This is a genomic window from Blautia sp. AM23-13AC, from assembly GCF_003435675.1.
Taxonomy (GTDB): Bacteria; Bacillota; Clostridia; order Lachnospirales; family Lachnospiraceae; genus Fusicatenibacter; species Fusicatenibacter saccharivorans.
Map to the genome: position 1 here is coordinate 69899 of NZ_QTUL01000014.1, position 16232 is coordinate 86130.

The 16232-nt window shown below is 48.1% G+C and carries 13 protein-coding genes and 1 pseudogene; all 14 read left to right on the forward strand.

The genetic code is table 11. The features are described from left to right. The first annotated feature begins 46 nt into the window (after positions 1-46). The gene (locus DW642_RS13425) at positions 47-583 is read left to right on the forward strand and encodes a bL17 family ribosomal protein (protein WP_022461577.1); all 537 of its coding nucleotides are present in this window, start codon (positions 47-49) and stop codon (positions 581-583) included. Positions 584-769: 186 nt separating this feature from the next. Then, positions 770-1669, forward strand: coding sequence for a diacylglycerol/lipid kinase family protein (locus DW642_RS13430; protein ID WP_022461578.1), 900 nt, complete (start codon positions 770-772; stop codon positions 1667-1669). Between the two features lie 179 nt (positions 1670-1848). Next, positions 1849-2712, forward strand: a complete 864-nt coding sequence (fba, locus tag DW642_RS13435; protein WP_022461579.1) for a class II fructose-1,6-bisphosphate aldolase — start codon at positions 1849-1851, stop codon at positions 2710-2712. Between the two features lie 415 nt (positions 2713-3127). Further along, positions 3128-5242: a glutamine synthetase III family protein gene (locus DW642_RS13440; protein WP_117510476.1), complete on the forward strand. Its 2115-nt coding sequence runs from the start codon at positions 3128-3130 to the stop codon at positions 5240-5242. Positions 5243-5447: 205 nt separating this feature from the next. Then, a complete protein-coding gene (locus DW642_RS13445) occupies positions 5448-6134 on the forward strand; it encodes a WecB/TagA/CpsF family glycosyltransferase (protein WP_117510477.1) in 687 nt (228 codons plus the stop codon). Positions 6135-6139: 5 nt separating this feature from the next. Further along, a complete protein-coding gene (locus tag DW642_RS13450) occupies positions 6140-7009 on the forward strand; it encodes a YitT family protein (RefSeq protein WP_117510478.1) in 870 nt (289 codons plus the stop codon). Positions 7010-7194: 185 nt separating this feature from the next. Further along, the gene (locus tag DW642_RS13455; protein WP_117510479.1) at positions 7195-8283 is read left to right on the forward strand and encodes a PucR family transcriptional regulator; all 1089 of its coding nucleotides are present in this window, start codon (positions 7195-7197) and stop codon (positions 8281-8283) included. Between the two features lie 26 nt (positions 8284-8309). Continuing rightward, entirely contained in the window at positions 8310-8993 is a 684-nt protein-coding gene (ftsE, locus tag DW642_RS13460; RefSeq protein ID WP_022461638.1) for a cell division ATP-binding protein FtsE, read from the forward strand. Continuing rightward, complete coding sequence (ftsX, locus tag DW642_RS13465) at positions 8983-9897, forward strand: permease-like cell division protein FtsX (RefSeq protein ID WP_022461639.1); 915 nt, start codon at positions 8983-8985, stop codon at positions 9895-9897. The genes ftsE and ftsX overlap by 11 nt, the downstream gene beginning before the upstream one ends. 83 nt (positions 9898-9980) lie before the next feature. After that, a complete protein-coding gene (locus tag DW642_RS13470) occupies positions 9981-11240 on the forward strand; it encodes a S41 family peptidase (protein ID WP_238032634.1) in 1260 nt (419 codons plus the stop codon). Positions 11241-11359: 119 nt separating this feature from the next. Further along, positions 11360-12604 (forward strand): aminopeptidase P N-terminal domain-containing protein, encoded by a 1245-nt coding sequence (locus DW642_RS13475; RefSeq protein WP_117510480.1) that lies wholly within the window; start codon positions 11360-11362, stop codon positions 12602-12604. A gap of 27 nt (positions 12605-12631) precedes the next feature. Then, the gene (locus DW642_RS13480; RefSeq protein WP_055220733.1) at positions 12632-13510 is read left to right on the forward strand and encodes a NifB/NifX family molybdenum-iron cluster-binding protein; all 879 of its coding nucleotides are present in this window, start codon (positions 12632-12634) and stop codon (positions 13508-13510) included. 227 nt (positions 13511-13737) lie between these two features. After that, positions 13738-15813, forward strand: coding sequence for an efflux RND transporter permease subunit (locus tag DW642_RS13485; protein WP_117510482.1), 2076 nt, complete (start codon positions 13738-13740; stop codon positions 15811-15813). Between the two features lie 64 nt (positions 15814-15877). Next, a pseudogene (locus DW642_RS13490) lies at positions 15878-16021 on the forward strand (transposase); the annotation flags it as partial. Between the last annotated feature and the right edge of the window lie 211 nt (positions 16022-16232).

The following is a 16232-nucleotide window of genomic DNA, read 5'->3' on the forward strand; positions in this document are numbered from 1 at the left end:
CGAGGCAGCATGACTTGCGGGTTCCACAAATGGAGGAAAATTTAAAATGGCAAAATATAGAAAACTTGGCAGAACATCTGACCAGAGAAAAGCATTATTAAGAAACCAGGTAACCAACCTTCTGTATCACGGAAAAATCGTTACCACTGAGACCAAAGCGAAAGAGATCCGCAAGATCGCTGAAAGCATGATCGCACTGGCTGTAAAAGAGAAAGATAACTTTGAGACCGTTACCGTTACTGCTAAAGTAGCTCGCAAAGATGCTGATGGCAAACGTGTGAAAGAAGTAAAAGACGGCAAAAAAGTTACCGTATACGATGAAGTTCAGAAAGAGATCAAAAAAGATCTTCCGTCCAGACTTCACGCTAGACGTCAGATGGCAAGCTTCTTCTATCCTGTAACAGAGGTTCCGACCGAAGCAGCAGGACGCAAGAAAAACACCAAGTCCATCGATATGCCACAGAAAATGTTCGATGAGATCGCTCCGAAATATGCAGACCGTAACGGCGGATATACCCGTATCATCAAGATCGGACCGCGTAAAGGTGATGCAGCTATGGAAGTTGTAATCGAGCTGGTTTAATCTGTAAATAGTTTTGAAATTCGCAGGGGCTGCCTCTTAGTAGGTGGCTCCTGTTTTGTTGTATATCATATTTTATATGACACAATTGCGAAATTGTGGCAATGTACGGGGTTGCATCTGCTTTGCGAATAAGGTACAATACAGAATACAGAACAGCTAAAATGGGATACAAAGGAGAGCATTTGCATGGAGAGCAAGAAAAAAATGTTGTTTATTTTTAATCCGTTTTCCGGAAAAGCACAGATTAAAAGTAAACTGTTTGAAATTATCGATGTTTTTGTAAAAGGCGGATATGAAGTCATTGTCCACCCGACGCAGGCAGTCGGAGATGGTTTCGAAAAGACAAAGGAGCTTGCGCCGCAGGTGGATCTCGTTGTCTGCAGCGGGGGCGACGGAACACTGGATGAAGTTGTCAGCGGTCTGATGGAAGTGGATCAGCGCGTTCCGATCGGTTATATTCCGGCCGGAAGCACCAATGACTTTGCAAACAGTCTTTCTATTTCGAAAGATATGGTACAGGCGGCAAAGGATATCATCGAGGGAAACCTGTATTCCTGTGATGTGGGAGCGTTCAACAACGACAGCTTTGTCTACATCGCTGCATTCGGCCTTTTCACGGATGTTTCCTATGAGACAGATCAGCACATGAAAAACATTCTCGGCCATCTGGCATACCTGCTGGAGGGATCCAAACGGATCTGGAATGTGCCGACGTACTGGATTAAAGTCGAGGCAAACGGGGAAACCTTTGAGGGAGAGTATATCTACGGTATGGTGACGAATGCCAAGTCCGTCGGCGGCTTCAAAAACCTGCCGGGACAGGATGTACGCCTGGATGACGGACTCTTCGAGGTAACCCTGATCAAACGCCCGAAAAACCCGCTGGAACTGAATGAGATCATTGCGTCCCTGCTGATGCAGGAGGATCACACAGACCTCATCGATTCGTTCAAGACCGACCGCATCATCATCGAGTCCAACCAGGAGATTTCCTGGACTCTGGACGGCGAATACGGCGGAGATCACGGCTATGTCTGCATCGAAGCGCGCAAACATGCCATGGAACTGGTTCTGAACAATAAGTAGGCACGGCTTTTTGATAAGTTTTTCACAAAAAAGTGCAAAAAAATGGATTTCGCTACGAAAATCATTTGGCATTTGCAGAAAGATGTTGTATAATAAAACCAGTTATGAAAGTAACAAGTATGCCGTAAGCCTGAAAACGGTACACGGCACAATTACAGACACAGGAGGTCATTTGAGCTATGTTAGTATCAGCAAAAGAAATGTTGGACAAAGCAAAAGCTGGCCACTATGCAGTTGGTCAGTTTAACATCAACAACCTGGAGTGGACAAAATCCATCCTTCTTACCGCACAGGAGATGAATTCTCCGGTTATCCTTGGTGTATCTGAGGGTGCAGGAAAATACATGACAGGTTTCAAAACTGTAGCTGCTATGGTAAAAGCTATGATCGAAGAACTGAACATCACTGTTCCGGTTGCTCTGCATCTGGACCACGGAACCTACGAAGGATGTTACAAATGCATCGAAGCAGGTTTCTCATCCATCATGTTTGACGGATCTCATTATCCGATCGAAGAGAACGTTGCAAAAACAAAAGAACTGGTAGCTGTTTGCAAAGAGAAAGGAATGTCTCTGGAAGCAGAAGTTGGTTCTATCGGTGGAGAAGAAGATGGTGTTGTAGGTATGGGCGAATGCGCTGATCCGAACGAGTGCAAGATGATTGCAGACCTCGGTGTAGATATGCTTGCAGCAGGTATCGGCAATATCCACGGTGTATACCCGGCTAACTGGCAGGGACTGAGCTTTGAGACTCTGGCAGCTGTACAGGAGCTGACAGGAACTATGCCGCTCGTTCTTCACGGTGGTACAGGTATCCCGGATGACATGATCAAGAAAGCCATTGACCTTGGCGTTTCCAAAATCAATGTAAATACAGAGTGCCAGCTTGCATTCGCAGCAGCTACACGTAAATACATCGAAGAGGGAAAAGATCAGCAGGGTAAAGGATTCGATCCTCGTAAACTGCTTGCTCCTGGCGCAGAAGCTATCAAAGCTACTGTAAGAGAAAAAATCGAACTGTTCGGTTCTGCAAACAAAGCCTGAGTTTAAGCACGAAAATGCTGTGCAGGATTCCTGGGGGACTTCCTCCTCAGGGTCCGCACAGTATTTTTTTTCGCGAGCAACGAGTCAAAGTCTGTGCTTGCACGAGACCTTGACGACTGCCGCGAAAGCTTTCATCGAATCCGCTAATTTTTTCGCCTGAATTAGGAAAGTTTTGTAAAATAATACGAAAAAGGGACTGAGTTCAAAAAAGCACTTGCGTTTTTTAAGTTTTTGAGTTATTTTAGTATCAGTTGGAAATCAAATCCATATGCGAATGTAAAACAAGGGCGTTCTACAAAAAATATAGCTTTTTTAGCTACCTTTTTGAGAACTCCTTTTTCTTGTATTAGGATCTTTTTAGAATCCGGCGGGAAGGTCACATCGCAAAATTCACAAATGGAAAGGAAGAAAGAAAATGGGAGAATATGTAAATCCAGCCAAAATTTTTGGCGAAAATGTATTCAATGACACTGTAATGCAGGAACGTCTTCCAAAAAATGTTTACAAGAAGCTGAAAAAGATCATCGAAGAAGGCGGTGAGCTGGATCTTGCTACTGCAGATACGATTGCACATGAGATGAAAGAATGGGCAATTGAAAAAGGAGCAACACACTATACACACTGGTTCCAGCCACTGACCGGTGCAACTGCAGAAAAGCACGATTCTTTTATCACAGCACCGATGCCGAACGGCAAAGTACTGATGAGCTTCTCCGGTAAAGAGCTGATCAAAGGCGAGCCGGATGCATCTTCTTTCCCGTCCGGTGGACTGCGTGCTACCTTTGAGGCAAGAGGATATACAGCATGGGACTGCACCTCACCGGCTTTCGTTCGTCAGGACGCAGCAGGCGCAACCCTCTGCATTCCGACTGCATTCTGCTCCTACACAGGAGAGGCGCTTGACCAGAAAACACCGCTTCTTCGTTCCATGGAAGCTCTGAATGTACAGTCCCTGCGTCTGTTAAAACTGTTCGGAAACACCACTTCCAAGAAAGTAACTCCTTCCGTAGGACCGGAGCAGGAATACTTCCTGGTAGATGCAGAGAAATTCCTGCAGAGAAAAGACCTGATCTACACCGGACGTACCCTGTTTGGCGCAATGCCTCCAAAAGGACAGGAGATGGACGATCACTATTTCGGAACCATCCGTCAGAGAATTGCTTCCTTTATGAAGGATGTCAACATTGAGCTGTGGAAGATGGGTGTTACAGCAAAGACACAGCACAATGAGGTTGCACCGGCACAGCACGAGCTGGCTTCCATTTATTCCGAGGCAAACGTAGCAGTTGACAACAACCAGCTCGTTATGCAGACTTTAAAGAGAGTTGCATGCCAGCACGGACTGAAATGCCTGCTGCATGAGAAACCGTTCGCAGGTGTCAACGGTTCCGGTAAACACGACAACTGGTCCATCACCACAGATGACGGCATCAACCTTCTTGAGCCGGGCAAAACACCGCACGAGAACATTCAGTTCCTGCTCGTATTAAGCTGCGTTCTGAAAGCCGTTGATGTTCACGCAGATCTGCTTCGTGAGTCCGCAGCCGATCCGGGAAACGATCACAGACTGGGAGCTAACGAGGCGCCGCCAGCTATTATTTCTGTATTCCTTGGAGAGCAGCTGGAGGATGTTGTAGAGCAGCTCATCAGCACCGGAAATGCAACAAAGAGCAAAAAAGAGGGCGTTCTGGAGACTGGTGTTAAGACACTTCCGGATCTCAAGAAAGATGCTACCGACCGTAACAGAACCTCACCGTTTGCTTTCACCGGAAACAAATTCGAGTTCCGTATGGTTGGTTCCCGTGATTCCGTTGCAGCTCCGAACATCGTACTGAACACCATCGTTGCAGAAGCATTCCGCGATGCATGCGATGTACTAGAAGGCGCTGAAAACTTCGAGGACGCTGTCCATGATCTGATCAAGAAGAACTTAAGTGAGCATCAGAGAATCATCTTCAATGGCGACGGATATGCAGATGAGTGGTTAGCTGAGGCAGAGAGAAGAGGACTTCCGAACATCAAATCCATGGTGTATGCAATCCCGGCACTGACCACTGACACCGCAATCAAACTGTTCGGCGATTTCAAAGTATTCACCGAGGCAGAGCTGGTATCCCGTGCAGAAGTTAAATTCGAGAACTATGCAAAGACCATCAACATCGAAGCAAAGACCATGATCGACATGGCAAGCAAACAGATCATCCCGGCAGTCATCAAATATGCGACTTCCCTGGCTGGATCTATCAACACCATCACCGCAGCAGGTGTTACAGCAGTTGGTGTACAGAAAAATCTGCTGAACGAGACAAGTGCACTGCTTGAGAAAACCCAGAAAGCACTCGACGAGCTGATCGCAATCGAGAATGCAGGATGCGAGATGGAAGACGGCGAAGCAAAAGCAAAATACTACTACGAGAAAGTTGCTCCGGCTATGGAGGCACTCCGTGCACCGGTTGACAAACTGGAGATGATCGTAGACAAAGAGATGTGGCCGATGCCGTCCTACGGCGATCTGATGTTTGAGGTTTAATCCGCAGACGGTCTGATAAATTGTAAAAATTCTGTGAAAACAGGGCAGAAAAAGAGGCTGTTTTTGACAACAGCCTCTTTTTTTAGTATAATGAAGATTAGCTGTTGCCAGAAGAAAAAGGCGGACAGCGCTGCCGGAAGAAACGGCAGGAAAACATGGAGGAAACGCTTCTGGATTTCGAAGGAAAACAGAAGTATACAGAACAATGAATGCAGAACTGGAAATTTTAGGTGTGAAGCTGAAACATTACCGCGTCGATGCGGCGATGGAGATTGCAGAGGAATACCTCTCAAACGATAAGCTGAACACCATCGGGATTGTTACGATGCAGATGCTGATGCAGGCGAGCAAGGAACCGACGTGGAAACAGTATATCGAAGATCTGGATCTGACGGTCATCGGGGAAACCGAGGTGCTGGAGGCAGCAGGAATTGACCCGGAGACGCCGTCCTATGAGGAAGTGGAGACGAACGAGTTCATCGCACGCTTTTTCTGGGGACTGATTCAGAAGAAAAGCCGGATTTTCGTACTGGGCGACACTGGGGAAGAACTGCAGACACTGCAGAAATATCTGACAGAAACGTATCCCGGCATTGAGATCGGAGGCGGTGCTGTCGTCGAGACGCTGGAGGAATCCGCGTTTGACAGCCTGGTCAACGAGATCAACAGCCAGACGACGGACGTGATTGTGAGCGGCCTTGCAGGAACGCGGCAGGATCGTTTCGTTCTGGAAAACAGCAGCAAAATCAGCGCAAAAATCTGGCTGAGCCTTGGCGAGCATTCGACGCTGCAGAACGAGGCCGGTATAAAAACGAGCTGGTGGGGAACTCTGCTAAAGAAGAATACGTTCAAGTGGATGGTAACAAAATATAACAGCGAAAAGGACGGTTGAAGTTCATGAACTGGATACGGAACAAACAGCAGTGGAGAGATTATCTGCTGATTACGCTGGGAACCGCGGTCATGGCGGTTGCGACCAGCTCGATTTACGACCCGGCGGGGCTTGTTACCGGAGGATTTTCCGGTCTTGCAATCGTCATCAAACAACTGAGCCAGATGCTGTTCGGAAAAGGAGTTCCGCTCTGGGTGACGAACCTTGTGCTGAACATTCCGCTCTTTCTGTTCGGAATCCGTATGAGCCGCGATTTTCTGGTGAAAACCATCTTCGGAACCCTGATGAATACGTTCTGGATTGCCGTTCTCCCGGTGCTGCAGCTGGTGCCGGATGACAGGATGCTTTCCGCACTGTTCGGCGGCGTTCTGATGGGAGCAGGCATCGGCCTCGTCTTCATCGGAAACGGTACGACGGGCGGAACGGATATGATGGCGGCTCTGATCCAGAGAAAGCTGCGCCACTATTCCGTTGCACAGGTTATGCAGGTGCTTGATGGAATCATCGTCATCGCCGGTATTTTTGTCTTCGGTATCCACGCTTCGCTCTATGCGATCGTGGCAATCTACGTGACGACGAAAATGACGGATGCCCTGATGGAAGGTATGAATTATGCGAAATCCGCGTTTATCATTACCGCGCATCCGGAGCAGGTAGCCGATGAGCTCATGAAAGAACTCGACCGCGGCGCGTCCGGCATCCACATCAAGGGAATGTACACGGGCGAAGAGCGTATGATGGTATTCTGTGTTGTGGGCAAAAAACAGATCCCGCAGCTCAAACAGATCGTAGGAACGATCGATCCGGACGCGTTTGTCGTTGTGTCGGATGCAAGAGAGGTCTTAGGAGAGGGCTTCCAGACGGATTTTTCCTGACCTTTTTACGTAATTTGTGGTATAAATGTTGTGTTTTCTCTTCCTTTTTTGTCTATTTTGTATTAAAATAAGTATATCTGTGAGGTACTTTGCATCAGGCGCAGAACCATAGGGGTGTGGATATGCCTGGCAATGAAAGCGGGTGCAGCCGGAGACAAACTATAGGATGAAAGAGGGAAGAAAATATGATTTCAAATCAGATTTTACAGAGTACCATTGAGGGAATCAAAAATATTTCGCGTGTCGAACTCTGCGTGACTGATGTAGAAGGAAAGGTTCTGGTAACGACGTTTCCGGAGGTTGAGATCAGCCAGAATGATATTGTAACGTTTGCGCAGTCTCAGGCAGATTCCCAGACCATGAAAAATTATCAGTTTTTTAAAGTATACGATGAACACCAGCTGGAGTACATTCTGGTTGTAAAAGGCGGAAACGATGACATTCACCTGATCGGGAAAATGGTTACCTTCCAGATTCAGGGCCTCCTTACCGCCTACAAGGAGCGCTTCGATAAAGACAACTTTATCAAGAACCTGCTGCTCGACAACCTGCTGCTGGTCGACATCTACAACAGGGCGAAGAAGTTACATATTGAAGTGGAAGCACGCCGCCTTGTATTTATTCTTGAGACAAATCCGGATAAGAACAGCGGGGCGCTCGAGAGCGTCAAGAGTCTGCTCGGTACCAAATCCGGTGACTTTATCACTGCAGTTGATGAGAAAAACATCATCATCGTAAAAGAACTTGCTCCAGGTGAGGATTATGCCCAGATGAACAAAGTGGCAGCCACCATTCTGGAAGCAGCAGGAAGAGATGAGGAGGGGAAAACCCACGTTGCTTACGGTACCATTGTCAAGGAGATCAAAGAAGTATCGCGTTCCTATAAAGAAGCCAGAATGGCGATGGACGTCGGAAAAATTTTCTCCGCTGAGAATGATATCTATGCATACAGCTCACTGGGCATCGGCCGTCTGATTTACCAGCTTCCGATCCCACTGTGCAAAATGTTCATCAAAGAAATTTTCGGCAACAAATCGCCGGATGACTTTGATGAGGAGACACTGACAACGATCAATAAATTCTTTGAAAATTCTCTGAATGTCTCGGAAACCTCGAGACAGCTTTATATACACCGAAATACCCTTGTCTATCGGCTGGATAAGCTGCAGAAGAGCACGGGACTCGATCTTAGAGTTTTTGAAGATGCGATCACATTCAAGATTGCGCTTATGGTTGTGCAGTACATGAAATACATGGAAACGCTCGATTATTAAGCGAGAACCCTTGAAGGAGGAATTGCATGATAACATTGGATAGTGTAAGTAAGAGTTACGCGAAAGGCCAGCCGGCCGTCAACAACGTATCCTTACACATCGAGAAGGGGGAATTCGTCTTTATCGTGGGAAACAGCGGTTCTGGAAAATCGACGCTGATCAAGCTCCTTTTGAAAGAACTCGAGCCCACATCCGGTACCATTAAGGTAAACGGACAGATCTTAAATAAAATGAAACGCTGGAGAGTGCCGAAATACCGCCGCGGTGTCGGCGTCGTATTCCAGGATTTCCGCCTTTTAAAAGACCGGAATGTCTATGAAAATGTAGCATTCGCACAGCGTGTCATCGAGAAACCGAACCGCGTCATCAAAAAGCGCGTGCCGGAAGTCCTGACGCTGGTCGGACTGGCAGAGAAGTACAAATCCTTCCCGAAGGAGCTTTCCGGAGGAGAGCAGCAGCGAGTTGCTGTGGCAAGAGCCATTGTCAACCGGCCTGACATTCTTCTGGCGGACGAGCCGACCGGAAACCTGGACCCGGGAAACTCCATGGAGATTATGAAGCTCCTGGAGGAAATCAACAACAGAGGAACGACCGTTCTTGTGGTAACCCACAACCGTGAGATCGTCAACTCCATGAAAAAACGCGTTATTACCATGCGAAAAGGCGTGGTAGTCAGCGATGAGAAGGAGGGCGAGTACCATGAGGTTTAGTACACTGGGCTACAGCATCAAACAGGGTGTCAAAAACATCTGGAGAAACAAGATGTTCTCGCTGGCATCCATCGCAACCATGGGAGCCTGTATCTTTCTGTTCGGTATCTTCTTTGCGGTTGTCATCAACTTTAACTACATCGTAAAAAATGCCGAGACAGACGTATCCATGACCGTCTTCTTCAACGAAGATGTGGATCAGGCGACGATCGATGAGATCGGAACGGAGATCAAGGCCAAGACCGATGTGGTCAAGGAATGTAAGTATGTTTCCGCGGATGAGACGTGGGAAAACTTTGCAAAACAGTATTTCGAAGGAAAAGAGGAATACAAGGACGGCTTTAAGCCAAACGACAACCCGCTCGCAACTTCTGCTCACTACGAGGTTTACGTATACCAGGTAGAGACGCAGGATGCACTGGCTGAGTATATCCGCTCGCTGGACGGTGTCCGTGAGGTTAAACAGGCCGAGGGTGCAACAACAACGTTGACGACGATGAACCGTGTCATTGGCTACGTTTCCATCGCGATCATCCTGATTCTTCTTGCCGTATCTGTTTTCCTGATCAGCAATACCGTCACGATCGGTATTTCGGTCCGGAAAGAGGAGATCGGTATCATGAAGCTGATCGGTGCGACGAACCTGTTTGTAAGGGCTCCGTTCCTGATCGAGGGTATCCTGATCGGTCTCGTCGGAGCAGCGATTCCGCTGGGGCTGCTGTACGTTGTATACAACAGAGTCATCAGCTACGTTATGACGGAGTTCAGCGTACTGTCGAACTTTATGGCATTCATGCCGGTATCGGCCGTATTCCGGATTCTGCTTCCGGTCGGACTCATTCTCGGTATGGGAATCGGACTTGTCGGCAGTATCTTTACGATTCGAAAACACTTGAAAGTCTGATAGGATTAGACAATATAATAAAGTAAAAATAAGTCCCGGAATCCGTCAAAAGATTCCGGGATCTTTCGATTGGGAGGCATATTTTGGAAGAACTGATGAAGGAAGAAAAAGAGGGCGTAAAAGCGGCAGAGCAGGAAAAACCGAAAAAGCGCAGAAACAGAAAGAAAAACCGAAAAAATGAGATGCGGAAGAGCTACTTTGCGGGCATGATTTCCATGCTGGCGCTTGTAATGATCGTGCTTGTCGGAACAACGTTTCTTTGGCCGGGAAGCAGTGCGGACCACCCCGGCGGCTTCTGGTCGTGGCGGAAGACGGCGGCGATCAAAGCGATGATCAGCCAGCTTTACGCGGGCGATGTGGATGACACAGAGCTGTCGGATGCGATGTATAAAGGGATGATCAGCGGCCTCGGCGACAAGTATTCTACGTATTACACGAAAGAGGAATACGAAGCGATCAAGACAGCGCAGGAGGGCTACTATCAGGGTATCGGTGTTACGGTGACGCTGGACGGCGATAAGCTGCAGGTCACCGGCGTACAGGACGATACCCCGGCGGCGAAGGCCGGTATTCAGGCGGATGACCGCATTGTGAAGATTGACGGGCAGACACTCGAAGGCTTAAGCCTCAACGATGCGGTCGGTCTTCTGAAAAACAGCGAGAACGATACCGTGACGCTTTCCATCGAGCGGGAAGGCGAGGCGGATCTGATTGAAACGGAAGTCAAAAAAGAGAAGCTTGCGGCGATTGTGGCAGACGGTAAAATGCTGGACGACAAGATCGGCTATCTGGCCATCAGCGAGTTTACAGGGCTTACCTCCGAGCAGTTCCAGAAAGCATACCAGTCACTGCAGGATCAGGGCATGGAGCGCCTGATCATCGATCTGCGCGGCAATCCGGGCGGCCTCGTGACGGCAGTCTGTGACACCCTGCGCCAGATCCTGCCGGAGGGACTCATCGTGTATACCGAGGATAAAAATGGAAAACGGGAAGAGTATACCTGCGACGGCGATACCCCGATCTCGATTCCACTCGTCGTGTTGGTCAATGAAAATACGGCAAGTGCGGCAGAAATCTTCACGGGAGCAGTCAAAGATTACGGCATCGGAACGATTGTCGGAACGACGACATTCGGAAAAGGCATTGTCCAGAATACATTCCAGCTCTCGGACGGCAGCGTGGTGAAACTGACGATTGCCCATTATTACACGCCGCTCGGAAACGACATCCACAAGGTCGGCATTACGCCGGATGTCGAGGTGGAGCTGCCGGATGACGCGACGAGCGATGTGCAGCTCGAAAAAGCGTTGGAAGTTGTCAAAGGACTGGAAAGTGCGGAATAAAATAAGAATTTTTACAGAAAAGCAGGAAAAAGGTAGGAAAAAAAGCACGAACGTGTTATCTTAGTAGAGGAGCCGAAAACAGATCTTGGCAGGCTCTAAAAGAAAGTGAGGAAAGACAGATGAACTTTACAGAAAGAAGAAAACAGGTTTTTGATAAAATGGACCAGGATTCCGCACTGCTTTTGTTTTCTGGAATCGAGCTGCATGTCAGCGCAGACGAATATCTGCCGTTTGAAGCAAACCGCAACTTTTTCTATCTGACCGGCCTTCGCAGAGATCACATGATCCTGATGATGAAAAAGACCGCAAAAGAGGAGAAATCCATTCTGTTTATCGAGGAAGCGGATCTGAACCAGGAGAGATGGTTTGGAAGAAAAGTAACCGTATCCGAGGCACAGGAGATCACCGGAATCGATGACGTTCGTTTCCTGGATTCCTTTGAGGGCGTGGTAAACCGTCTGATGGCACGCGAGGACATCGGAACCCTGTATTTCGACTGCTACCGCTATCAGGTCGAGGATCTGCCGGATTACAACATGGTAAAGGCAGAGGAGTTCGCAAAGAAATTCCCGGGCAGACCGATCAAAGACATTGCGCCTGTCATCGCGGCACTGCGTATGCAGAAGGATGCGGATGAGATCGCACTTGTCCGCCAGGCAATCAAAATCACGGATGATGCGCTGAAATTTGTAATGAAAAACCTGAAACCGGGCTGCACCGAGTATCAGGCACAGGCTGATTTCGAGTACAAGATTTTCCACGAGGGAGCAGACGGAACCGCATTCCCGACGATCGCAGGAAGCGGTGCAAACGGAACGATGCTGCACTACGACACCAACCGTGACGTGTGCGAGGATGAGACCCTGCTTCTGATGGACCTCGGAGCAAAATTCCAGGGCTACTGCGCAGATATCACCAGAACGTATCCAGTCAACGGAAAATATACGGACCGTCAGAGACAGGTTTACGACGTTGTTCTGGCAGCAAACCGCGCCGTTGCAAAAGCAGCAAAACCGGGTATGACATTAAAAGAGCTCGACGATATCGCAAAGGATGTTCTCGGCGAGGGCTGTGTGAAACTTGGCCTGATCGAGAAGAAAGAGGAGGTCGGAACCTATTACATGCACGGCGTTTCCCATCACCTCGGCATCGATGTACACGATGTGACCGCGGCATGGAACGACAAGCTGCGTCCAGGCGCCATCATCACCGATGAGCCGGGTCTTTATATTGATGAGTGGGAGATCGGAATCCGGATCGAGGATGATATCCTGATTACAGAGGACGGATGCGAGGTTCTTTCCGAGAATCTGATGCGTGATCCAGACCAGATTGAAGCCTTTATGCAGGAAAAAGAGGCGTAAGAAAAAAACTACGGAGGATTTAGTTAGATGAAAATTGCAGTTACATACGATAACGGGAATATTTTCCAGCATTTTGGAAAAACAGAGAATTTTAAGGTTTACGAAGTAGAAGACAATCAGGTGGTTTCCAGCGAAGTGATCGGATCCAACGGAACCGGCCACGGCGCACTGGCAGGCCTTCTTTCCGAGCAGGGCGTGGATGTTCTGATCTGCGGCGGCATCGGCGGCGGTGCACAGGCTGCTCTTGCTGAGGCAGGCGTAGAGCTCTGCTCCGGAGCGGAGGGAGATGTAGATGCAGCGGTGGAAGCTTACTTAAACGGAACGCTCACATCTGCGGGTGCAACCTGCGATCACCACGATCACGAGGAAGGCCATTCCTGCGGCGGCCACTGCGGAAGCCATGAGGAAGAGGAGAGCTCCTGCGGCGGTTCCTGCGGAACCTGCGGCGGCGGATGCGGTGCACCGACTCCGGTTATGGAAGGTAAGAATGTCGGAAAAACCTGCCGTACCCACTACAGAGGAACCTTCAACGATGGAACCCAGTTTGATTCTTCCTACGACCGCGGCGAACCGCTCGAGTTCATCTGCGGTGTGGGCCAGATGATCCGCGGCTTCGATGCAGCCGTTGCAGAGATGGAAGTCGGCGAAAAAGTCAACATCCATCTGATGCCGGAGGAGGCTTACGGAATGCCGGATCCGAACGCAATTTTCACCGTTGCGATCGCACAGCTTCCGGGAGCAGAGGAAGTAGAGGTCGGACAGCAGGTTTATCTGCAGAACCAGTACGGCCAGCCGTTCCCGGTAAAAGTTACCGCAAAAGACGAGACCAATATCACGTTTGATGCCAACCATGAGATGGCTGGAAAAGAGCTGAATTTTGAGATTGAGCTGGTTGAAGTGAAATAAAAAAATGCATAAAAAGAGTGTCAGGACGAAGGAGCCAGGCACTCTTTTTTGATGCGCAGAAAAATCAACGATTCCCATTTCCGATTTCCGTTATTTTTTGTAAAAGTAAACAAAAAATGACCAAAATTCATTTTTTGCCATTTCAAATATTGACTAATAGTCATTTAAGTTGTAAGATGTGGTACTAGAAAAACAAGTTAAAAATGAATCAGAGGAGATGAATGAAAATGGTTAAAGTTGGCAAATGGATTGCCAAGCACAGGATTCTGATGCTGATCATTGGATTTCTGCTGATTATTCCGTCAGTCATCGGAATGGCAGCAACGAAAGTAAACTATGATCTGCTCAGCTATCTGCCGGAGCATCTGGAAACTGTAAAAGGACAGGACATTCTGGTAGATGAATACGGCATGGGTGCGTTCTCCATGGTTGTTGTGGAAAACATGGAAATGAAGGACGTACAGAAACTCGAAGAAAAATTCGAGCAGGTAAACCACGTAAAAGAAGTTTTATGGTATGACGATGTGGCAGACATCAGCGTGCCGGTTGAGATGATCCCGGAAAAACTCCGGAAAGCATTCTACAATGGGGATGCAACCATGATGCTCGTTCTGTTCGATAATACGACTTCTTCCGATGACTCCATGGAGGCAATCGAGGATCTTCGTAAAATTGCGAACGAGCAGTGCTTCATCGGCGGTATGACCGGTGTTGTTACCGATATCAAAAACGTAGCATTAAAAGAGCTGCCGGTTTACGTTGTCATCGCCGCAGTTTTGAGCCTCGTTGTCATCGAGCTGACATCGACTTCCTTCGTTGTTCCGATCCTGTTCCTGTTAAGTATCGGACTTGCAATCCTTTACAACCTGGGAAGCAACGTGTTCCTTGGTGAGACTTCCTACATCACAAAAGCGCTGACCGCCGTGCTGCAGCTTGGTGTTACGATGGACTACTCCATCTTCCTGCTGAACAGTTTCGAGGAGAATAAAAAGCGTTTCCCGGATGACAAAGAGCGTGCGATGGGCCATGCAATCGCCAACACGTTCAAATCCGTAGCCGGAAGCTCCGTTACCACCGTAGCCGGTTTCCTGGCACTGTGTGTTATGACCTTTGCCCTTGGCCGCGACCTTGGTATCGTTATGGCAAAAGGTGTTTTGATCGGCGTTGTCTGCTGTGTCACCGTCCTGCCGGCCATGGTTCTGGTATTTGACAAGGCAATTGAGAAAACGAGACATAGACCGCTGGTAAAGAGTCTGGATAAACCGTCCGCCTTTATCACCAAACATTATAAAGTATGGGTTGTGATCTTCCTGGTTCTGCTGTTCCCGTCGATCTACGGAAACAATCATACCCAGATTTACTACAACATTGCGCGTTCTCTTCCGGCTACCCTGGACTGCAACGTGGCAAATGATGAGGTAAAAGCGCAGTTTGACGTAAGCAACATGCATATTGTGATGATGGATCGCGATATGGATTCCAAACAGAAAAAGAAAATGATGGATGAGATCGGCAACGTAAAAGGTGTCAAATCGACCATCAGCATGAGTTCCCTGCTCGGGCCGACGATTCCGGAATCCATGATCCCGGAAAATCTCCGAAGCATGCTGCAGAGCGATGAGTATGAGCTTGCATTTGTGAGCTCTGAATATGAGTCCGCAACAGATGAAGTAAACGAACAGGTCAAAGCGATTGACAAAATCGTAAAATCCTACGATAAAGATGGAATGGTCATCGGTGAAGCACCGTTGATGAAAGACCTGCAGGATGTTACCGATGCTGACCTTGTCAACGTAAACGTGCTTTCCATTGGTGCAATCTTTATTATCATTCTGCTGATCTTCAAATCGATTTCTCTGCCGATTATTCTGGTAGCAGTCATCGAGTTTGCAATTATGCTGAATATGGCAATCCCGTATTATCAGGGAACCAGCCTTCCATTCGTGGCCAGCATCGTAATCGGAGCGATTCAGCTCGGTGCAACCGTGGACTACGCGATCTTGATGACAACCCGTTATCAGAAAGAGCGCCAGAATGGAAAAGACAAAAAAGAAGCTATCAGTATTGCGCATAAGACCAGTATGCCGTCCATCATCAGCAGTGGCCTGAGTTTCTTTGCCGCAACCTTCGGTGTAGCCTGCTACTCTCAGGTTGAGATGATCGGTTCCATCTGTACCCTGCTTGCGCGGGGCGCGATCATCAGTATGGTCGTTGTTATCCTTATTCTGCCGGCAATGTTTATGATTTTCGATAAACTGATCTGTAAGACATCGATTGGATTTTTAAAGAAGAAAACAAAATAAAGTATGACAAATCCCCTGTACCGGAAGTAGCTGGTGCGGGGGAATTTTTTTGCTTTGCGTTCAAATTTCTGATGTGACGGATAAGATTCTGCCACGGATTGAAGACTGGAAGAACCGGCCACTGGACGAGGTCTATCCTATTCTCCACATCGATGCAATCCATTATTCTGTAAGGGATAATGGCGTGATCCGAAAGCTTGCTGCTTATCCAATGCGTCGTAAAACCCCTTGCTGTGGGGAGTGTCAAATGGAAGAAGTATACCGGAAAAGAAGAAGGATAATACGGAAAATCTGAAAAGATAAAAACTACTCTTTATGAAGCGTATTCTCATAGTGACAGATCACTGGATGATATCCTGGCGTTTATTGAAAACTGCGCGTCGCATTCTCGTTACTTCAGCCTGCAAATAAAAAGTCAA